Annotated in this window: 11 protein-coding genes and 1 pseudogene; 10 read left to right on the top strand and 2 right to left on the bottom strand. The window is 66.7% G+C overall.

The window, feature by feature from the left end; all coding sequences use genetic code 11:
• Positions 1 to 14 precede the first annotated feature (14 nt).
• Positions 15 to 1,394 carry an MdtA/MuxA family multidrug efflux RND transporter periplasmic adaptor subunit gene (locus U5798_RS27860; RefSeq protein ID WP_322083836.1) on the bottom strand — a complete coding sequence of 460 codons (1,380 nt, stop codon included), beginning with the start codon at positions 1,392 to 1,394 and terminating at the stop codon, positions 15 to 17.
• A gap of 253 nt (positions 1,395 to 1,647) precedes the next feature.
• Positions 1,648 to 2,472, bottom strand: a complete 825-nt coding sequence (locus U5798_RS27855; RefSeq protein ID WP_322083835.1) for an IclR family transcriptional regulator — start codon at positions 2,470 to 2,472, stop codon at positions 1,648 to 1,650.
• Positions 2,473 to 3,238: 766 nt separating this feature from the next.
• On the opposite strand from U5798_RS27855, the gene U5798_RS27850 reads away from it, so the two are divergent.
• The 10 genes and pseudogenes from U5798_RS27850 to U5798_RS27805 all read left to right on the top strand — a co-directional run.
• Positions 3,239 to 4,822 carry a multicopper oxidase domain-containing protein gene (locus U5798_RS27850; RefSeq protein ID WP_124456514.1) on the top strand — a complete coding sequence of 528 codons (1,584 nt, stop codon included), beginning with the start codon at positions 3,239 to 3,241 and terminating at the stop codon, positions 4,820 to 4,822.
• Between the two features lie 67 nt (positions 4,823 to 4,889).
• Entirely contained in the window at positions 4,890 to 6,539 is a 1,650-nt protein-coding gene (locus U5798_RS27845; protein WP_124456513.1) for a multicopper oxidase domain-containing protein, read from the top strand.
• A 17-nt stretch (positions 6,540 to 6,556) separates the two neighbouring features.
• A complete protein-coding gene (locus tag U5798_RS27840) occupies positions 6,557 to 15,304 on the top strand; it encodes a choice-of-anchor Q domain-containing protein (RefSeq protein ID WP_322083834.1) in 8,748 nt (2,915 codons plus the stop codon).
• Positions 15,301 to 15,804 (top strand): hypothetical protein, encoded by a 504-nt coding sequence (locus tag U5798_RS27835; protein WP_322083833.1) that lies wholly within the window; start codon positions 15,301 to 15,303, stop codon positions 15,802 to 15,804. Before U5798_RS27840 ends, U5798_RS27835 begins: the two co-directional genes overlap by 4 nt.
• A 63-nt stretch (positions 15,805 to 15,867) precedes the next feature.
• Complete coding sequence (locus tag U5798_RS27830) at positions 15,868 to 16,707, top strand: outer membrane lipoprotein-sorting protein (RefSeq protein ID WP_124456510.1); 840 nt, start codon at positions 15,868 to 15,870, stop codon at positions 16,705 to 16,707.
• A gap of 5 nt (positions 16,708 to 16,712) precedes the next feature.
• The gene (locus U5798_RS27825; RefSeq protein ID WP_322083832.1) at positions 16,713 to 17,543 is read left to right on the top strand and encodes a hypothetical protein; all 831 of its coding nucleotides are present in this window, start codon (positions 16,713 to 16,715) and stop codon (positions 17,541 to 17,543) included.
• Positions 17,540 to 19,228, top strand: a complete 1,689-nt coding sequence (locus U5798_RS27820) for a c-type cytochrome (RefSeq protein ID WP_322083831.1) — start codon at positions 17,540 to 17,542, stop codon at positions 19,226 to 19,228. The genes U5798_RS27825 and U5798_RS27820 overlap by 4 nt, the downstream gene beginning before the upstream one ends.
• Before the next feature lie 160 nt (positions 19,229 to 19,388).
• On the top strand, positions 19,389 to 20,774 hold the full coding sequence (locus tag U5798_RS27815; protein WP_322083830.1) for a cytochrome C: 1,386 nt from the start codon (positions 19,389 to 19,391) through the stop codon (positions 20,772 to 20,774).
• Between the two features lie 42 nt (positions 20,775 to 20,816).
• The gene (locus U5798_RS27810; protein WP_322083829.1) at positions 20,817 to 21,488 is read left to right on the top strand and encodes a c-type cytochrome; all 672 of its coding nucleotides are present in this window, start codon (positions 20,817 to 20,819) and stop codon (positions 21,486 to 21,488) included.
• Positions 21,489 to 21,638: 150 nt separating this feature from the next.
• A pseudogene (locus U5798_RS27805) lies at positions 21,639 to 21,843 on the top strand (hypothetical protein); the annotation flags it as partial.

Raw genomic sequence — 21,843 nt, 5'->3', positions numbered from 1 at the left:
GAGCGGCCCGCGCGTTACTGGGCCGCGGGGGCCGCTGCCTGCGACGCGCCGTGCTTGTGTCCGCCGCGATGGGCGGCGGCGCCCGACGCTGCCGATGCACCCGACGCCGCGCTGGCGCCGCGCGCGCCCGATGCGCCTTTCGGCTTGTCGGCCGGAATCGAGATCTTCGAGCCTTCGCGCAGGCGGTCGGAGCCGTCGGTCACCACGCGCTCGCCGAGCGCGATGCCGCTGACGATGCTCGTGCGTTCGCCGTCGACCGGGCCGATCGTGACCTTGCGGACCGTGACCGTGTTGTCGGGTTTCACGACATAGACGAACTGGCCGATCGAACCGGTCAGCACGGCGGAGGTCGGCACGATCGTCGCGTTGCGCAGCACGTCGACGAGCAGCCGCGTGTTCACGAACTGATTCGGGAACAGCATGCCTTCCTTGTTATCGAAGTTCGCGCGCAACTTGACCGTGCCGGTGCTCGTGTCGATCTGGTTGTCGAGCGTCGCGAGCGAACCCGTCTCGAGCGGCACCGTGTTGTTGCGGTTGTACGCGGTGACCGACAGCTTCTGGCCCGCGTTCACCTGCTTGAGGATCTGCGGCAGGTTGTCTTCCGACGTCGTGAAGATCACGCTCATCGGCTGCAGCTGCGTGATCACGACGATGCCGTTGGTGTCGCCCGGCGTCACGTAGTTGCCCGGGTCGACCTGGCGCAGGCCGACCCGGCCCGACACCGGCGCCGTGATGCGCGCATACGTGAGGTTCAGCTTCGCGGAATCGATCGCGGCCTGGTCGGTCTTCACCGCGCCTTCGTACTGCTTGACGAGCGACGCCTGCGTATCGACGGTTTGCGACGCGATCGAGTCCTGCGACAGCAGCGTCTGGTAGCGCTTCAGGTCGAGGCGCGCCGTCGCGAGCAGTGCGGAATCGCGTGCGTGCGTGCCTTCGGCGTTCTCGAGCGACACCTGGTAAGGGCGCGGGTCGATCTGCGCGAGCACGTCGCCCTTCTTGACGATCTGGCCTTCCTGGAACGACACCGACTGCAGGTAGCCCGACAGCTGCGTCTTGACCGTCACGTTCGCGAGCGGCGTGACGGTGCCGAGTGCGGACAGCACGATCGGCATCTCGCCTTGCGTCGCGGTCGCGACCTGCACGGGCTGCGGAACGTTCGCCATCGCAGCGGGGCCGCCGCGGCCGCGATGGCCGCCTGCGCTGCTGCCGGCGGCTGCGCTCGCACCGGTTGCCGTGCTGCCGGCCGCCGGCGTGCGGTTCCACGGATGCCACCACAGCAGGCCGCCGATGGCGACGACCGCGACCGTGCCGATCATCAGCGTGCGGCGCGGACGCCGTGCGGCGGGCGACACGGGGTCTTTCGAAGGGGGCGTGGGCTTTTGTTCGTTATCCATCGTGATCTGTCAGGAAGACGGCGCGGCGTGCCGGAAATCGCACTGCTGGGCTGCGCGTGGGCGGGCGGGTGACGGGACGGGGTGGCCCGGCTCGGTCCGGGGCCCCGCCGACTCGCGAGAAAAGAGCGTTGTGCACCGCGAATGCGGCGCGACGATGGGCATGATCCTACGTCCCGTCCCCGTTACAGTCCAGTGGTCTATCTTTCAACGGGTTACGGTCGTTACAGAACGCGACGGGACGATGACGAAACGATTACACGCTGATGCGCCGGGCCGGTGCGCCGCCGATCTCGCGCGTGATTTTCGCGATGCATTCGTGCAGCGCGGGCACGACGTGTTCCTGCAGCCATTCGGGCGAGCACTGGTGCGCCGCGCCGCCGCAATTCACCGAGTAGCGCTGGCCCGACGGGCCGACGAAACCGGCCGCGACCGCATTCAGGCCTTCGCGCCATTCGCCGATCGCGATCGCGTGGCCGTCGCGCATCGCATCGTCGAGCGCGGGCGTCAGGCGCGCGGACACGTGCGGCCAGTCGTCGCCCGCCGTGGTGCGCAGCGACTCGAGCAGCAGGCGCCGCTCGTCTTCCTCGAGCGCGGCGAGATACGCACGGCCCACTGCCGTGCGAGCGATGTCCATCCGCGAGCCGATTTCGAGGCGCGTGACGAGCACGGCCGAGCGCGGCCGGATCACGTCGATCGCGACCATGTCGAGCCGGTCGCGCACCGCGAGGTGCACGGACAGCGACGTGCGTTCGGCCAGCTCGATCATGAACGGCCGCGAGCGCGCGCGGATGTCGAAGTTGCGCAGGAAGCCGTGGCTCAGTTCGAGCACCGACGCGGTGAGCACGAAGCGCTCGCTGTCGGGCAACTGGAACAGGAAGCCGGCGCTGACGAGCGTCGCGGTGATGCGCGAGACGGTCGGCTTCGGGATGCCGGTCAATTCGGTCAGTTCGCGGTTGCTGACGGGGGCGTCGGCCGCCGCGATGCGGCGCAGCACGGCGAGGCCGCGGGCGAGGGCGGTGATCTCGTCGGGTGACGATTCACGGTCCCGCGACGCGGGAAGGGTTACAGTTGTCGACACGAGGGATTCTCTCTAATTCCGAAACTCGATTTCAATTTTGTTGGTATTGTAGGACTATTGTCAAAGGATGCATGTTCTGCGGGTGAACCGGTCATTGGATGAGATTTTACGGGTTCACCCTTGGTTTATTAGGAAAACGCTCAAATCAGCGTTGCCAGAAAGTGCATGAACCGGTGCAAATACCGCTTGACTTGTCGGGCGGAAACGGAAAGAATGTCTCACGTTTTCGAAACATCGTTTCAAGAGTTTAACCGGCAACGATGTTTCGCGCAGTCTCTCAGGTTCTAGCACGGCCCTCGGAATGGCTAGAACTTTTTTAGCGCCACGGTCTCCGTGGCGCTTTTTTTTGCCCGTTCTCCGGCGACCGCCCGGTTTGCCGCGATCGAAAGCCCGCCGCTTCGCTGCTTCGGGGCCGGCACCGCTTGCCGCGTCCTGCACCATCCACTGCCTACCCCCCCGATTTTAATTAATTTCTGCTATCGGGAAAATTTCGCCGATACGTCGTCGGTCGTCGCGCGTTTTTCATCGGACAAATCCTGTGCGTCGACGGGGCTGCTCGAGCCTCGCCCATCCGTCCGTGAGGAGCCTGTCGCCCCCGCGTGCCGGAGCCCCCCTATGCAAAAGTAGGAGGGTGACCCATCCCGGCCAGACGCGCACATCTTCAGAATCCAGATACGGGCTGATGCGAAGACCTCGCCGGCCCGCGTCCGCAGTACAGCATGACGTCCAGCCCGTATCGCTGGTTGACCCCTTGGATGGAGGTCATATGTTCAGTACCCGCGCGTGTTGCAGCAGTGTGGCGGCACTGTTGCTCCTGATGTGCGCCGTTCCCTCGTTCGCCCAGTCGTTCCGCGTCCAGTGCCCGTTCACCACGCCGTCGCATCCGACCGCGCTGGCGCCCGGTGTCGGCGAACCCGCCTACACGAAACCGACCTACACCGGCCAGACTTCCACGTCGACCGGCACCGTGAACGGCGCGATCAAGTGCCAGCAGATCTCGGGCGGCGACGGCTACGCCACGATGGCCAACGGTGTGCAGACCTATCTGTTCGCGTTCGGCCCGCTGTCCGGGCTCGCGGACGTCAAGGCCGGGCTGCCCGGCACGCAGCTCGCGTCGGTGTTCAACACCGTCGGCGATCCCAGGACGGACCCGACCTACAACGGCGCGGTCGGCCTCGCGCCCGATCCGGATGCAGGCGGTGCGCTGACCGGCCACGTCGATCCGCGCCCGATCATGGACATCGGCGTGATGAACGGCAACCAGCCCGCGCCGCTGATGGCGATCGACGAGGACGACGAGTTCTTCCTCACGCTCACGAACGTCGGGATGATCATGCGCCCGGACCTGTTCGAGAGGCATACGGTGCACTTCCACGGCTATCCGAACGCGTCGTCGTTCTATGACGGCGTGCCGGACGCGTCGGTCGCGATCAATATCGGCGCGAGCTTCACGTACTACTATCTCGCGCCGGATGCGGGCACCTATTTCTGGCACTGCCACATCACGCCGCCGGAGCACCTGCAGATGGGCATGGTCGGCCAGATCTACGTGCGGCCGCGCCAGGATCGCGTGCCGAAGGGCGTGTCGCTGTACGAGGCGCTGGTGACGCAGCAGTCGGACCTGCGCACGCGCTGCGGCAACGACATCCTGTGCTCGACGCCGCTGCCGCCGCAGAACAACGGCCTCGTGCGTGCGGCCAACGCCAACATTCCGGCGACCACGCCCGAAACGCTGTCGCTCTACGCCTACAACGACGGTGACGGCTCGACCGCGTACGACGTCGAGTATCCGATCCAGATCCATGGCTTCGATCCGAATTTCCACTTCGTCGGCATGACGTTCAATCCCGAGCCGTTCACCGACATGAAGGACAAGTTCTTCCTGCTGAACGGCCGCAGCTATCCGGACACGGTGACCGAAGGGGCGATGTCGACGCCGGCGTCGGACAGTTCGATGCATCCGTCGCAACCGCTGTCGACGCTGATCAACATTCCGGCCGGCGGCCGCGCGCTGTTGCGGATCTCGGATCTCGACGTGACCGAATACCAGACGCTGGCGTCGCTCGGCATCCCGATGCACGTGATCGCGATCAACGCCCGCATGCTGCGCGACATGGCCGGCAACAACATGGCCTACGACACGAACTCGATCACGCTCGGAGGCGGCGAGTCGCTCGACCTGATTCTCGACGCCAGCGACAAGACGAAGTACCACTCGGGCCAGATTTTCTACCTGTACACGCCGAACCTCGATCACCTGTCGAACGATCAGGAGAACTTCGGCGGCCTGATGACCGAAGTCCACATCTGCAGCGCGGTGGACCCGGTCACGAAGCACTGCACTCTTTGATGACCAGGGCCCGCCCGCAGCAGCGGGCGGGGCCCGGCCGGGAAGTCCTGCCCTGAGGAGAAAAGCCGTGGGACACATCACTCATCATGCGTGGACCGCGACGCTCGCCCGTCTCGGACGGCTCGCACGCGTCGGCGTCGCAACGCTCGCCGCGTTGCTGTCGGTGCACGCGCAAGCCGCCGCGCCGGGCATCGCCGGCAAGGTTTTCAACCTCACGGCCCAGGAGGCGCGCATCACCCAGCCGGACGGCACGAGCGTCTATTCGTGGGGCTACGGCTGCGCGGCGACCAGCGCGACGCCGCTCGTCTTCTCGCCGTCGACGATTACCGGTGCGACCTGTCCGACGATGCAGATTCCCGGTCCGACGCTGATCGTCAGGCAGGGCGACGTCATCACCGTGACACTCACCAACAACCTGCCGGCGGCGGCCGGCAACACGTCGATGCTGTTTCCCGGCTTCGTCGTGTGCACGGGCACCCTGAGCCCGGACGGCAAGACCTGCACCGGCACCTCCGGCGTTGCCGGGCTGCTGGCGCAGGAAGCGCCGCACGGCGCGACGGTCACCTATACGTTCGTCGCGGCGACGCCGGGTACGCATGCGTACTACAGCGGCACGCAGGGCGACCTGCAGATCGAGATGGGGATGTACGGTGCGATCATCGTGCTGCCGAATACGGCGGTCAACACGGCGGGCTGCATGGCGCTGCCGGATTCGGGCCGGCCGTTCGGCCAGCGCGATTTCCGCAACGCAGTGGCGGCATTCGACAACAGCGCCGCCTGCTATGACCGTGAGTATCTTTTTCAGTTCTCCGAAATGGATCCGCGCATCCATCAGCAGGCGGAGCAGCAGGTCGCGGCGAATACGTCGTGCACCAAGCCGACCGGCTGCATGACGGTCGAGACCGAGCCGTATCACCCGGCCTATTTCATGGTCAACGGCCGCTCGATGCCGGACGACATGGATCCGAACTACGCGCCGCAGTACCCGCACCAGCCGTACAACGGCAACCCGCACATGCATCCGGGCGAACTGGTGCTGCTGCGGATCATCGGCACCGGCCGCTGGCAGCATCCGTTCCACGAGCACGGCAACCACGTGCGCGTGCTGGCGCGCGACGGCAACCTGTTGCTCAGCCCGGTCGACCCGAGCCACCCGGCGAACCCGCGGCAGCCGGCCGGGCCGCTGCTGTTCACGACCACCACGACGCCAGGCGCGACGATGGACGGGATTTTCTACTGGACCGGCAAGGGCCTGAACTGGGACGTCTACGCGCACTACGCGGGCGACGGCTCCGTCTGCGTGCCGGACGCGAACGGCTACTACACGACGGCGTCGAATCCGCCGGCGCCGCGCAGCGCGCCGAACTACTACGAGTGGTGCCAGGACCACGGCAAGGCACTCGAGAAGGCGCCGTTCGGCAAGGTCGCGAGCGGCGGGCCGGTCACGTTGCCGGACTCGAACATCCTGACGAACGGCTTCTGGTATGGCGGCAGTCCGTATCTCGGGCCGGACGCGACCGTGCGTGCGACGGCGCCGACCGGCACGTCGCCGCCCAGCAACACGATCCTGAACCCGCCGGCGACGGAAGCAGGCTTCGCGTTCATGTGGCACTCGCATAACGAGCGCGAGATCACGACGAACAACATCTTCCCGGGCGGAATGATGATGATGATGCTCGTTGATCCTCCGGTATTTCCGATCGACGAATCCAATTAGGGGTGGGGAGAAAGGCGATGAGATCCACCAAGCTCACGGCGACGCTCCTTGATCTGTTCAAGGCGGGGGTCGCGGCATCCATCTTGCTGACGGCAGGCGAAGCCTGTTTCGCGCAGGCAGTCGTCAATCTGACGGCGAAGGCGTCCACGGCGTTGATGCCGGACGGGCAGGCCGTGCCGATGTGGGGCTACACCTGCACGACGGCCGCCAACGCGACGGTGCCGGCGGCAAACGCCACCTGCGCGGCGGCGAATCCGGCCGCCGGCGCGAACTGGTCGCCGGTGGTCGTCACCGTGCCGGCAGGGCAGCTGCAGATCAACCTGACGAACAACCTGCCGGCGCCCGTGCCGACCTCGCTCGTGATCGTCGGCCAGCTGGGCGGCGGTCTGGGCGACAAGCCGACGACCACGCCGAGCCCGGTCCATCCGACGCAGACGGCCACGACCTGGCCGATCGTCACGGCCACATCGACCGCGCCGCTGGCATCGTTCGTGCCGCCCGCGCAGGGGCCGCGCGTCCAGTCGTTCGGGACCGAGGTGGCGCCGTCGACCGATCCGAAATCGCACACGACGCTCACCTGGGCCAATCTCAAGCCCGGCACCTACCTGCTCGAGTCGGGCACGCACCCGTCGATCCAGGGGCCGATGGGCCTCTACGGGGTGCTGGTGGTGAAGAGCCCGACCGTCCCCAGTTCGACGTGCGCATCGACGAAACAGGCCTATCCGAATTCGGTGTCCTGCTATGACGCCGACGTGCCGCTCGTGATGGGCGAGATCGATCCGGTGCAGAACGCCGCGGTTGCCGCGGCCGTCGCGACCAAGGGCTTCAGCGAAACCGCTGCGTGGTCGGGCCAGCCCGGCGGGTGCGGCGACTCGAAGTCGGTCACGTTCGGCACCTGCTATCCGCCGGTGGTGAACTACGATCCGCGCTATTACCTGATCAACGGCGTGGCCTTCGATCGCACCAACCCGAACGCGTCGGCTTTCCCGCCGAGCGCGACCGTGCCGCCGTCGACCGGGCAGGTGCTCGTGCGCCTGGTGAACGCCGGGCTGCGCATGCACGTTCCGGCCGTGGTCGGCGCGCAAACGGGCAATCCGTCCGTTCCCGGCTTCACGCTGGTCGCCGAGGACGGCAACGTGATTCCCGGCGCCGCGCGCATCCAGAACGCCGTGTTCATGGCGGCCGGCAAGACCTATGACGTGATGCTGAACGCGCCGGCCGCAGGTGCGATGCCGGTGTACGACCGCGAGTTGAGCCTGTCGACCAACAATATGCGCGATGGCGGGATGCAGGGCTACATCGCGGTCAACAACGCCCAACCGTCGGCGACTGCCGGCATCGGCGAAACGCCGACCGCCGCGGGCGCGAACTATTACTTCGTGCCGGGCACGACGCTTGCCGTGTCGGATCCGGCCAAGGGCGTGATCGCGAGCGACTCCGGCGTGTACGGCGTGAAGGTCCAGACGCCGCCCGCGAGCGGCACGCTCACGTTGAATACGGACGGTACGTTCACGTATCTGTCGAGTAGCACTGCGAACGACAGTTTCGTCTATCAGTCGACCAACGGCACGCCGCCGGTGACGGCGAAGGTGACGCTGACCGCCTGCACCACGAGCAACAAGTGCCTGTCGGTCCCCACGGCCGGCAATGCGAGCTTCTCGAGCAACATCGCGTCGCAGGTTCAGATCGGCGCGCCCGGCGTGCTCGCCAGTGCGAGCGATCCGGCCGGGCTGCCGCTCACCGCGCAGATCGTCGCGTCGAGCGCGACGAACGGCACCGTGACGCTGAATCCCGACGGCTCGTTTACCGCGGTGCCGACGACGCCGCGGGTCGGCAACGGCGCGGCGGCGCAGACGATGACGTTCCAGTACAAGGTCACCAATACGCAGAACCAGACGAGCGCGAATGCAGGGACCGTGACGGTCACGTTCAATCCCGGCAGCGGGCTGGTCGTGAACGTGATGGACGCGCCGAGCATGGCGCCGGATGCGACCGCGCCGAACAAGGCGGTCAAGCTCACCGACTATCGCTGGATCATCGAGGAAGACCGCACGATGCAGATCGATCCGGCCTGCCAGGTGAATTCCGCGACAGGAAGGCCGGCGAACTGCCCGCCGCTGCCGGTCCCGAGTCTCGGCACGAACTTCCACACGAGCTACATGCCGGTGGTGGCGGCGGGCTGCGTCGGCACCGTGGCATGCGAATCCGGGCAGACCGTGTACGACCCGGTGTCCAACACGCACGTGGCGACCGTGTGCGACGTCGGCAACGGCGTGTGCCGCACCGGCCCGAGCGTCTCGCAACAGACGCCGGTCGATCCGAAGTACGTGGCGCTCGATCCGACCAAGCATTACTACATCTCGATCCTGCCCGGCGATGCGGGCAACACGTTCACGAACGGCGGCGGCGTGTCGCCCGACGGCAAGCGGCAATTCAGCATCGCGCTCGACTGCCCGTCGGGCCCGAGCGGCGCGGATTTCGCGCCGGGCACCGGCAAGTGCGGCCACGGCATGGGCGGCGCGCCGATCGCGCCCGCGCAGATCGCGGCCGCGAAGGCAGGGCAGACCGGCGCCGGACAGGCCGGGCAGCTCAACGTGCTGCTGACGGAAACGCCGTACCAGACCGCGAAGCTGTCGGTGTTCGTGTTCGAGGACGATGCGCCGCTGAACGGCGAAGTGGATGTCAGCGGCGGGTCCGACGGATTCGGCACCTCGCGCGAGCCGGGGCTCGGCGGATTCGAGATCAAGCTCTGGGACGATGCCGGCGGCACCGGCGACCCGACCGGACAGATGACCTACGACATGTTCAACATGCCGCTGTCGAATTCGCTGCAGGGCACCATCGATCCGCTCACCGGGCTCAATGCATGCCCGATCTCGACGGCGACCGACGGCCTGGTCGGCATGATCCCGACCTGCCCGAAATACGAATCGGACGGCAAGACGCTGTCGCCGCTCGTCGGCCAGGCGATCATCGCCAACCTGATGCCGGGCCGCTACGGCGTGATCGCGACACCGGCGGCAGACCGGATCGGCCGCGGCGAGGAATGGCTGCAGACCAACACGCTCGACGGACAGAAGGCGCACGACGCGTTCATCAAGGTCGGCGGCCCCGCGTACTTCCAGGAGTTCGGGCCGGCCGGCTATCACGTGTCGATCGGCTTCGCGAATCCGAAGATCATCAACGGGCGCAGGACCAACGCGGCCAAGACCGGGATATGCGACACCGGTCCGTGCCCGAACACGCTCACGGGCCGCGTGACGAACCTGCACTACAGCCGCCCGCCGAACGAGAACCTGTACAGCAGCGGATCGCGCGATTCGCTGGCGTTCTCGCAATGCTATGTGAGCGTCGGCGATCCGGACAGCGAGGATTACGGTTTCACGAAATGCGACAGCCAGGGCCGGTTCACGATCAGCGGCCTGCCGAGCGGCACGACGCGCATCACCGTGTTCGATCAATGGAACGACCAGATCGTCGACGGGCTGGCCAAGGCGGTGCAGTTGCCCGCGGCCAACGGGAGCACGACGGTCGACGTCGGCGACCTGTCCGTGCTGCAGTGGCACACGAACCTCTATACGCGGACCTTCATCGACCTGCACGGCGACGGCATCTCGCACCCTGACGACCCCGGCGTCGCGCTGGCGTCGGTCAACATGCGGTTCCGCGACGGCAGCTTCTCGAACTTCAACAACACGGACGGCAACGGCTACGCGCCGTTCAACGAAGTGTTTCCGCTGTTCAACTGGTATGTGGTCGACGACGACCTGACGCGCTTCAAGTCGACCGGCACGCACGTGGTGTACGACGCGGGCGGTCCGGTGGACGGCACCGGCGCTGCCGGCAGCGGGAACTCGACGCTGGCCGCGAACTTCGCGAACACGGCCGAAACCCTGCCGCTGCCGTCGAACCTGCGGGTGCCGGGCGCCCGGTATTGTGCGGACGCGGACTGCGCGTCGACCGGCAGCGGATCGACCGGGCGGGTCGATCCGCCCTGGGTGACCACGGAGGCATGGCAGGGCTTCTCCGGCCAGAACTCGTTCATCGAGTACGGCAAGGCGCCGTTCGCGAAGGGCGAGAACGGCGGGATACGCGGCGAGGTGATCTATGCGTCGACGCGGCCGTTCGACGATCCGACGCTGCTGATCCACACGAAGTGGACGCCCAACGTGCCGAACGTCACGGTCAACCTGTACCAGGAAGGCACGGCCACCGACGGCACGACCAACCTGACGCTGGTGGACACGACCAAGACGGCGAGCTGGGACGACTGGGCGCAGGGCTTCCGCGCGGACGGCGTGACGCCGAACATGAACTGCCCGGGCCAGGATCCGAACGACCCGTTCTACTTCACGCTGAAGAACAGCACCAACTGGCTCGATCCGCAACATCGCCAGCTGCCCGCGAACGCACAGTACAAGTGCTACGACGGCATGCACGCGTTCAACCAGATCCAGCCGGCGCCGTATGACGGGATGTACAAGTTCCCGAGCGTGACGGCGACGGATGCGAACGGCAAGCCGGTCGCGTCGAACTGCACGATCTGCGTCGGGAAGAATCCCGTCGACGGCACGCCGATGCTGCCTGCCGGCAAGTACGTGGTGGAGATCATCGTGCCGCCGGGCTACGAACTGGTGAAGGAGGAAGACAAGAACATCCTGATCGGCGACAACTACATCGCTCCGGTGACGCAGCAGTTCGGCGGGATCGGTGCGATCTTCATCCTCCCCGACCAGGCCGCGGTGAATTCGACGTACAACAAGAACAACCCGCAGAATCCGACCACGAACCTCGGTTCGACGCCGCATGCCGAAGGCGACACCGGCAGCGTCGAGCGGTTCTGGCCGTGCGTCGGCGAGTTGCGCATCGTGCCGGACTACATCAGCCTGTTCCCGGGATCGAAGGAAGTCGCACCGTTCGCGGGCGCGTCCCGGCATCTGTGCGATCGCAAGGAGGTGATGCTGACCGACGAGGAATCGGTGCTCGCGAAGTTCTGGGTCTTCAGCTCGACGCATGTCAGCGCGCACTACACGGGCTTCATGCTCGACGACTTCTCGTCGGAGTTCGATCCGTATTCGCCGCAGTTCGGCGAAAAGTTCGCGGTGCCGAACGTGCCGGTCTCGTTCAAGGATTTCTCCGGCAACGAAGTCTCGCGCACCTACACGGATCAATGGGGCATCTATAACGGACTGACGTTCTCGACCTGGGAAGTGAACCCCCCGAACCCGACCGGTTATGCGCCGACGATGATGGTCACGTGCATGAACGATCCGGGCCCGATCCCCGATCCGCAGCACCCCGGCAAGACGATGACCGATCCGCTGTACAACCCGGCATACAGCCAGTTCTGTTACGAGATTCCGTTCATGCCCGGACAGACGCAGTACATGGATACGCCGGTGGTGCCGGTGCAGTCCTTCGCGGACGGCTACAACCAGCCCGACTGCGCGTATCCGGATGCGACGCCGGCGATCTCGAGCGTGACCGGCGACACGATCGGCGCAGGTGCGGGCCCGTGGGTCAGCGCGCCAGGCAAGCCGCTGACGATCAACGCGCTGGGCGACCAGCAGGTGGTGAACCACGCGTATACGGGACCGAGCCAGACCGCGGCGCCGTTCAACCAGAAGTTCATCACGCGCCACTACGGCTTCGGCGCGACGCAGGGCACCGGCACGGTCACGATCGCGGGCGTCAATGCGCCGGTCGTGTCGTGGAGCGACTCGAAGATCGTCGTGCTCGCGCCCGACCTGAGCCTGCCGTCGCTCCCGTCGCTGAAGGTGCCGTCGACCTGCACGATCCAGCAGATGGGCGCACCCGCGACGCAGTGCGGCGAGCTCGTGATCACGGCCGGCAACGGCAAGCGGTCGATCGATGCGATCACGGTGACGATCGGCGGCAAGGCGCCGACCTACGTGAGCGGCGAGAACGGTGCGAGCAATGCGCTCCAGACCGCGATCAACAATGCGAGCGCGGGCGACATGATCGTCGTCGGTCCGGGCACGTACAACGAGATGCTGGTGATGTGGAAGCCGGTGCGGCTGCAAGGCGTGGGTGCCGCGTCGGTGACGATCAATGCAAATACGCATCCGTCCGGCAAGCTCGATCCGTGGCGCAGGCTGATCGCGTGCCTGTTCGGCACATCGCTGGACGGCGGGCTGATTTCGTCCACGTACGACTCGACGAAGCCGATCTCGCCGACCAACAACCCGTACGATCCGTCAGGCACCTATCAGTGCTCGACGCAGATGCAGGGGCACGTGGACCCGATTCCGTTCGAACCGACCGTCGGTTGGGACAGCACGCAGAACGGCAACCTGGGCGAGCTGCTGATCGAACCGTCGCTGATGGGCGCGTACGAAGGTGCGGGCATCACGGTGCTGGCCAAGGGTGTGCAGCCGAGCACGAACTGCACCGCGAACGGCATCTGCACGCTGCTCACGGCGCACGACTGCACGACGGACCCGAACAACCCGAACTACAGCAACTTCCTGTGCAACCCGTCGCGCATCGACGGGGTCACGGTCACCAACAGCTCGCAGGGCGGCGGCGGGATTTTCCTGCACGGCTGGAACCATTACACGGAGGTCTCGAACAACCGCGTGACCGGTAATGCCGGCACGCTGTCGGGCGGCATCACGGTCGGCCAGGTGGAAGTGCCGGACGCCAACATCGCCGCGGACGGCGTGACGCAGTTGCCGTTCATGTACAACACGTTCGTCAACGTGCACCACAACGCCGTCACGGCAAACGCGTCGTATGGCGACGAGATCAACTCGACCACGCCGTCTTCGGCCGGTGGTGTGACGCTCTGCACGGGCGCCGACTACTACCGCTTCAACTACAACTGGGTCTGCGGCAACATGACCAGCGGTGACGGCGGCGGTGTCGCGCACTTCGGGTTCAGCTACAACGGCGACCTGTCGCACAACGTGGTGTTGTTCAACCAGAGCAACAATCCGACGTTGCCGACGTATGGCGGCGGGATCATCGCGCAGGGCGTGCCGCCCGACGGCACGTTCTGCGAGAACAGCCTCGTCGACGTCGACTGCGCGCCGCAGCTGTCCGACGGTATCGGTCCGGATCTGGTGATCGACGGCAACCTGATCATGGGCAATACCGCGGAAAGCGGGAAGGGCGGCGGCCTGCGGCTGCAGAACGTCAACGGCACGGAGGTGCAACGCAATCTCGGCAACCCGAACAAGTGGTACCAGGTGCGCGTGATCAACAACATCATCGCGAACAACGTGGCCGGCTGGTCGGGCGGTGGCGTGTCGCTGCAGGATGCGGTGCGCGTGAGCTTCATCAACAACACGGTGATCGCGAACGATGCGACGGCGTCGGCGGGCGTGCTCTTCAATACGCCGGCCGCGGCGCAGTCGAACGTGGCGCCGCCCGGATGCACGAGCAGCCCGAACAGCGCGGAGTCGACCTGCACGAGTTTCATCGAGGCATCGACGCAGCAGCCGGCCGGACTGGAGACGGCGACGCATACGCAGAACCTGATGACGGCGTTCGTCCCGCCCGCGGGTTTCACGGGGCAAATCACCTGTCCCGCGAACGAGCCGAACTGCACGAAGTTCTCGAACCCGGTGCTGAGCAACAACCTGTTCTGGCAAAACCGCTCGTTCTACATCTCGGTGAGTTCGCAGCCGAACCCGAACATCCCCGGCGTGCAGAACGCGGTCACGCTGAACCCGACCTTGAACCAGAAGGGGCAATCGACAGGCTTCTGCGTGACGGGCGGCACGACCCCGCCGTTCTACTGGGACATCGGCGCGTACGGCGACACCGGGCCGGCCAATCACCAGTCCGGGCTGACCATGAACCCGCAGTACTCGATCATGACCAGCACGGCGGGCTATGCGGCGACCAACAAGGCATCGGACCCGCAGACGATCAGCCAGTACTGCAACGGCTCGCGCGTGCCGCCGGAAGCCGGCGGGAACGGCTTTGCCGTACCGCCCGGGATCGCCGACGCGGTGTTGCCGAACCCGCTGTTCGGGCTGATGCCGGCGGCCACGCCCGATGAAGGCAACCAGTGGATCAACATGTCGTACGGGCCGCTGTCGCTGTTCAACGAGGCGCTCACGCCTGGCAGCGCGGGCTACAACGTGATGATGGGCAACTACTCGATCAAGGGCACGTCGCCGGCGATCGGGGCAGCCACGGCATCCGGCGCGCCGAACCACGACTTCTTCGGCACGCCGCGGCCGCAAGGCAACGGCTACGACATCGGCGCGGTCGAGTACGTGGCGCCCGGCCTGCTCGGTGGCCTGCTCGGTGGCGGCACGCCGATCGACCCGCTCGCACTGGGGAGCCAGCTGACCGGCCTGGCCGCACTTCTCCCGCCGGGCCATGGCGGCTTCCCGGGTGGTGGTGGCTTCCCGGGTGGAGGCGGATTCCCGGGCGGACACGGCTTCCCGGGCGGCGGAATCCCGGGCATCGGCGGAATCCCGGGTCTGTTCAACGGTGGCGCGCCGCTGCCGCCGATCGTGGCACCGGCGCTGAGGCGGCTGCAGGCAGGGGCGCGGCTGGCCCCCAGGGCGACTCGGCCGCTGCCGACCGGCGCGTTGGGGCAGTCTCCGGCGCTGGCGCGGCCGCCGTCGAATGCGCTGCTGCAGGCCCCGGCCAGGGTGCCGCCGCGCGCGCGCCCGCAGATGCCTGCGCAGACACGTGCACAGACACGCGCGCTGCCGCCCGTGCGGCTCCCTGCGCCGACCCCGGCGCAGGCGCTACCCGCGCCGCTTACGGGAGCGATGCGATGAAACGGGCGGCCTTCCGCGCGGCATCGATGCTGCTGCTCGCGGGCGGTGCGAGCCTCGTCGCGGTCCGGCCTCAGCCGGCCGCGGCCGGGCAGGATGCGCCGGCCAAGCCGGCGGCCGGCCGGCACTCGCCTTACCTGCCGGTGAGCCTGCCGCGGCAGGCGAAGGCCTATTACCAGATGGCGAAGGGCGTCGACGATCTGCACGTGCGCAGCACCGCGTCGGGCAACCTGATCCGTTTCAGCTACCGCGTGACCGATCCCGAGAAGGCGCGGCTGCTCGCCGACACGAAGGCGACCGTCTATCTGTACGGAGAAACGAGCCACGCGATGCTCGTGATTCCGGTGATGGACCAGATCGGCGCGCTGCGGCAGACCGGCCAGCTCGAGACCGGACACGAGTACTGGATGGTGTTTTCCAACAAGGGAGGGCCGATCAAGCGCGGCGAACGGGTCAGCATCCTGATCGATTCGCTGCATATCGACGGGCTGGTGGTCGAGTAATCACATACATGCGCATGCCGCCGCGCATCGACAACGGGCGGCCTGCATGCGGGGAGAGCAGTCATGAACCGGTTTCTTTTCAAGTCGATTTCGGCGGCGTGTGCTGCCGGCTTGTTGACTTGCGGCCAGGTCGCATCCGCGGCCTCGGCGGCGGGGAATGCGCAGGCGGCGTCGGCGTCGCATATGGACGCGGCGCAGATCGCCGAGCGCAATGTCGCGGCCCGTGGCGGGCTGCAGGCGTGGCGGGCGGTGTCGTCGATCAGGATGACGGGGCAGCTCGATGCGGGCGGCAAGAAGAACGTCAGGCTGCCGTTCACGCTGACGTTGAAGCGGCCGCACAAGAGCCGGCTCGAAATCCAGTTCGAGCAGCAGACCGCGCTGCAGGTGTACGACGGTTCGCAGGGCTGGCTGGTCCGGCCGTATCTCGGCCGCAACGACGTCGAGCCGTATACGCCGGCGCAACTCAAGTCCGCCGCGTCGTCGGCCGAACTCGACGGTCCGCTGATCGACTACGCGAACAAGGGCACCACGATCCAGGCGCTTGGCATGGAGCAGGTGGAAGGGCATCGCGCGTATGTGCTGAAGCTGACGTCGAAGGACGGCGCGTCGCGCCGCCTGTGGGTCGACGCGTCGAGCTTTCTCGAACTGAAGATCGATGGCGAGCCGCGCGTGCTGGACGGCAAGACGCACGGCGTCGCCGTGCTCTATCGCGATTACAGGAAGGAAAACGGCCTCGTCATGCCGCACACGCTCGAGACCGTCGTGAGCGGCGTCAAGGAGACGCACCGGATCACGATCGAGCACGTCGCACTCAACGAGCCGGCCGACGACACGATGTTCGGCAAGCCGCCGCTCACTTTCGCGAAGGCGCCGAGTCACCCGGCCGAGACCCGGACGAGGTGACGACCATGGGACGGATCGGATCGTGGGTGCTCGCCGGCTGCGCGATGGCGGCCTTGTGCGGGTGCGAGCAATTGCCGGGGCAGGGCCTCGGCGTGGACCAGATCGTCGAGAAGAATGTCGCGGCGAGAGGCGGGCTCGACGCGTGGCGCAAGGTCCGGACGATGGTCTGGTCGGGCCATGTGGACAGCCCGAACGCGCCCGTGCGCGACATGCCGTTCGTCCTTGCGATGAAGCGGCCGAACAAGACGCGCTTCGAGATCACCGTGCTCAACCAGAAGGCCGTGCGCGTGTTCGACGGCCGCGAAGGCTGGAAACAGGCCGCGGGCGGCAGCGCCGGCCTGCGGCCGTATACGCCGGGCGAGCTGATGTCCGCGCGCGACGAGCAGGTGATCGACGGTCCGCTGTTCGACCACGATGCGAAGGGCATCGGCGTGACGCTGGACGGCGTCGACCGAATCGGCGGGCACGATGCGTACCGCCTGGCGGTGAAGTTGCCGTCCGGCGCGGTACGGCACGTGTGGATCGACGGACGGAGTTTCCTGGACGTGAAGGCCGACCGCCAGGTGCGCGGGCCGACCGGCCCGCTCACGGTGGAGGTGAACTACGGCAACTTCAAGCTCATCGACGGCCTGCAAATCCCGCTCAGGATCGAGAGCGGGACGGCGGCCTCGCCGACCAAGGACACGCTGATCATCGACAAGGTGTCGCTGAATCCGCCCCTCGACGACGCGCTCTTCGCCCGGCCCGTCGCGCCGGGCGGACGCCGTCCGGCGTCGCTCGATGCGCGCGTGTCGCCGGCCCCGCCGGGCGCGGGCCGGCCGACGGTACGGCCATGAACGGCATCCGGGGGCGAGCGCGCGCCCTCGCGGCGGCGTGCCTGCCGGTCTCGCGCGGGCAACTGGCGCGGTGGGGGGTGCTGGCCGCGTTGTGCGCGGGCGCAGGTCACGCGATCGGCGACGAGACAGCTGCACCCGCCGTGCCGGCGGACGCGGGGGAGGCAATCTTCCAGCGCGGCATCCTCGGTTCGGGCGCGCCGCTCGAAGCCGTGCATCAGGACGGCGTGCGCCTGAAAGGGGCCGCCGCCGCCTGCATCAATTGCCATCGGCGCAGCGGGCTGGGCTCGAAGGAAGGCAACAACATCATCCCGCCGGTCACGTGGCGCTACCTGGTGCATCCGCGCGCGCAGACCGCCGAGGATCTCGACATCCCGTACGTTCCCGGCATGCGCACCGATCGCGAGCCGTACACGGAAGAACGGCTCGCGCGTGCCGTGCGTGACGGGATCGATCCGGAAGGCAGGCCGCTCGGCAGACTGATGCCGCAATACGCGCTCGGCGACGCCGACATGGCCGCGCTGACCGGCTATCTGAAGCGTCTAGATCGCCGCAAGCCGTCGGGCGTGACCGACACGGTGCTGCATTTCGCGACGATCGTCACGCCGGACGCGGACCCGGTGAAGCGGGCGGGCATGCTCGACGTCCTACAGCACTACTTCGCGGACAAGAACGCGTTTCCGTTCGGCACGACGCCGCCGCTGCGTTCCACGCGAAAAATGATGTTCATGGTCAATCGCCGCTGGGAACTGCACGTCTGGTCGCTCACCGGGCCGCCGGACACGTGGCATGCGCAACTGAACGCGTATCTCGAGCGGCAGCCGGTGCTGGCCGTGGTGTCGGGGCTCGGCGGCCGGAACTGGGCGCCCGTCCACGACTTCTGCGAGGCGGAGGCCGTGCCGTGCCTCTTTCCGAACGTCGAAGTGCCGGTCGAGACCGATCACGATTTTTACTCGGTGTACTTCTCGCGCGGCGTGCTGCTCGAGTCGGACCTGATCGCGAAGCGCATCCTGGACGAAGCCGGCGCGCGGCCGGTGAAGACGGTCAGGCAAGTCTATCGCGCGGGCGACAACGGCGAGCGCGGCGCACAGGCGCTTGCAGCCGTACTGAAGGCGCGCGGCATCGCGGTGTCGAATCACGCGCTCGCCCCGCGCGACGGCGTCGCGCGCGCGTTGCGCCGGACGCCGCGCGACGACGTGCTCGTGCTGTGGCTGCGGCCGCCCGACCTCGCGGCGCTCGAGCACGTGCCGCCGGCGGCGGACACCGTGTTCATGTCGGGGCTGCTCGGCGGGCTCGACAGCACGCCGCTGCCGACGAGTTGGCGCGCGGTGACGCGCGTCGCCTATCCGTTCGACTTGCCCGAAGGGCGGCGCGTGCGCGTCGACTATGCGTTCGGCTGGTTCACGATCCGGAAGATTCCGATGGTCGCGCCGCAGGTGCAGGCGGATACCTATCTCGCGTGCGGCCTGCTCGCCGAGACGCTGAGCCACGTGGTCGACGCGTTCGTGCGCGAGTACCTGGTCGAGCGCATCCAGGACATGCTCGAACGCCGCATCCTGACCGGCTACTACCCGCGCCTGACGCTCGCGACCGGGCAGCGCTTCGCGTCGAAGGGCGGCTATATCGTCCGGTTTGCCGGGCCGGACCGCACGAAGATCGCCGCCGACGGAGACTGGATCGTTCCCTGAGCGGAGCGCGCGTCGAGATGGGGGAGGAATCAGACCGCGTATGGAGGAAGTCTCCCCATGCCGGTTCTCGCGGGCGCTTCGCACAATGAATACATCGCGCGACGTTCCGATGTCGCGGTGGCGCAGCGCGGTGCACACCGCGTGAGGGGGGAAAACAGCCATGACAACGTTTCCTGTCGATCGTGACATGCGTCATCGCTGGCTGCATCGCGGCTGGATGATCGTGATCGCGGCGCTCGCGATGCTGCAGGTGTCCGTCGGGCACGCGTTGCCGATCTTCGCGCGCCAGACGGGGCAGAGCTGCGTCGCGTGCCATGCCGGCGGACAGTTCCCCGAACTCACGCCGTACGGGCGCCTGTTCAAGCTGAACGGCTACACGTTGGGCGAGCGCACGATTCCGCTCGCGGCGATGGCGATAGGCGACCTGAGCAAGACACGAGCGAACAGCGACGCCAGCGGCAATCCGGTCACGCCGAAGAACGGCCTGCCGATCTTCGACTTCGCGAGCGTGTTCCTCGCCGGGAAGATCACCGACCATCTCGGCGGCTTCGCGCAATTCACCTACACGAACTACGATCATCAGGACGCCAACGGAAAATGGAAAGGCTGGTGGGCATCGGACAACACCGACTTCCGCTTCGTCGACCGGATCATGTCACCCGCCAACGATCTGATCTTCGGCCTGACGCTGCACAACAACCCCACCGTGCAGGACGTCTTCAATACCGCGCCGGCCTGGAGTTATCCGTACATCGGCTCGGCGATCAGCCCGGTGGCCGGCGTGCCGGTCACGCCGATCATCGAGGGCGGTCTCGCGATGCAGGTCGTCGGCATGGGCGGGTACCTGTACTGGAACAAGACGGTCTATGCGGAGTTGACCGCCTACAGCACGGCCGACGGCATCTGGTCGTTCCTGAGCAAGGGCAACCACGCGGGCAATCCGGACCACCCGCAGGTCTATTTGCGTGGCTACAACCCGTATGCGCGCATCGCGCTGACGCGCGACTGGGGCCCGCACAGCCTGATGGTCGGCGCGTTCGGGCTGAGCGTCGACGTCTATCCGAACGATCCGAACAGCTTCCCGATCTTCGGCTCGGGCGTGACGCGCTATCGCGACTACGGTTTCGACACGCAGTACCAGTACCTGCTGGAGCCGCACACGATCACCGCGCAAGCGCGCTACGTGCGCGAGAACATTCACGATCCGAACAATTTCATCGTGAGCGACAACACGGCCGCGAACCTGAATTCGCTGCGGCTCAAGGCGTCGTACGTCTACCAGGCCAAGTACGGCGTCAGCCTGTCGTTCTTCAACACGACGGGCACCGCGGACAGTACCGCCTATGCGGCGAGCGCGAACTTCCATCCGAATACGCAGGGCTGGACGCCGGAAATATTCTGGATGCCGGATCAACACGTGCGCGTCGGCATCCAGTACACGCATTTCACCAAGTACCTCGGCGCGACGACCAACTACGACGGCAACGGACGCAATGCGAGGGACAACGACACGTTGTTCGTCTATCTATGGCTCGCTTCGTTCTGACATCCGGCGGGGCGACGGGTATTACGGCAGGAGAGCGCTGACATGAACAAGGTGACCCATTTCGCTTGGCTTGCGCTGGTGCTGGCGGCATCGGGTTGTCACGACCTGGAGCGGTCGCGGGAAGTCGACAATCCGGCCGTGTCGGGCAAGACCATCGCGCTGCAGGTGTGCTCGAACTGCCACGGTGCGACCGGCGTGTCGGTGTCGCCGGTGTTTCCGAAGCTGGCCGGACAGCGCAAGGAATATCTCGTCGATCAGTTGAACGACTTCAAGCATCACGCGCGCGCCGATCCGAATGCGAAGCGCTACATGTGGGGCTTCACGCATCTGACCGATGCGCAGATCGACCAGCTCGCCGATTATTTCTCGAGCCAGCCGGCGGCGCTCGGCGCGGTCGACGATCGCTTGCTCGTCGACGCGGGCAAGGCGATCTTCATGGCGGGCCTGCCGGACAAGGGCGTGTCGGCCTGTGTCGGGTGTCATGGCCAGCATGGTGAGGGCATGACCGGGTTTCCCCGTCTTGCCGGCCAGCACGCGGACTACGTGCTGAAGCAGCTGAGGGTTTTCCGCGAAACCGACACGCGGCCGCGCGGCGCGGTCATGAAGTCGGTGTGCTCGAACATGACGGAGCAGGACATGCGCGCCGTCGCGGCGTATGTCGAGGCGTTTCCGCTGGAAGCCGACGCACCGGCGAGCCCGGCGGCCGAGCAATGAGCAGGCGCCGCCGAACCGGCGTCCCGTGCGGCTGGTGCCGCGCGGCGGGCAGACGAACGGCGCCGGCGGCGATCGTTTAGGTGTCTCGTCTCCCCCGGGGCGGGGCGCCTCTTTTTATTCGAACCCGATGGTTCCGTCCTGGTGACGCTTATGAAAGCCATTCAATCGTCACGCGGCGGCATGATATCCATTGCCGCGTCACTGCTTCGGCTGCATCGGCGACTCCGTGCGCCGACCGCGGTTCGCGCGTATGAGCCGGGCGACGACCTTTCGTTCCTCGCGCGCCTGTCGCTGTTCGACTGGCTGTTCGCACTGGCGCTCGTGGCGGGCGCGGGCCATGCGCTCGTGCACTACG

Source organism: Burkholderia sp. BCC1972, assembly GCF_905339605.1.
Classification (GTDB): domain Bacteria; phylum Pseudomonadota; class Gammaproteobacteria; order Burkholderiales; family Burkholderiaceae; genus Burkholderia.
The sequence above is the reverse complement of the archived record's forward strand: the minus strand, read 5'-3'. Positions and strand labels throughout refer to the sequence as shown.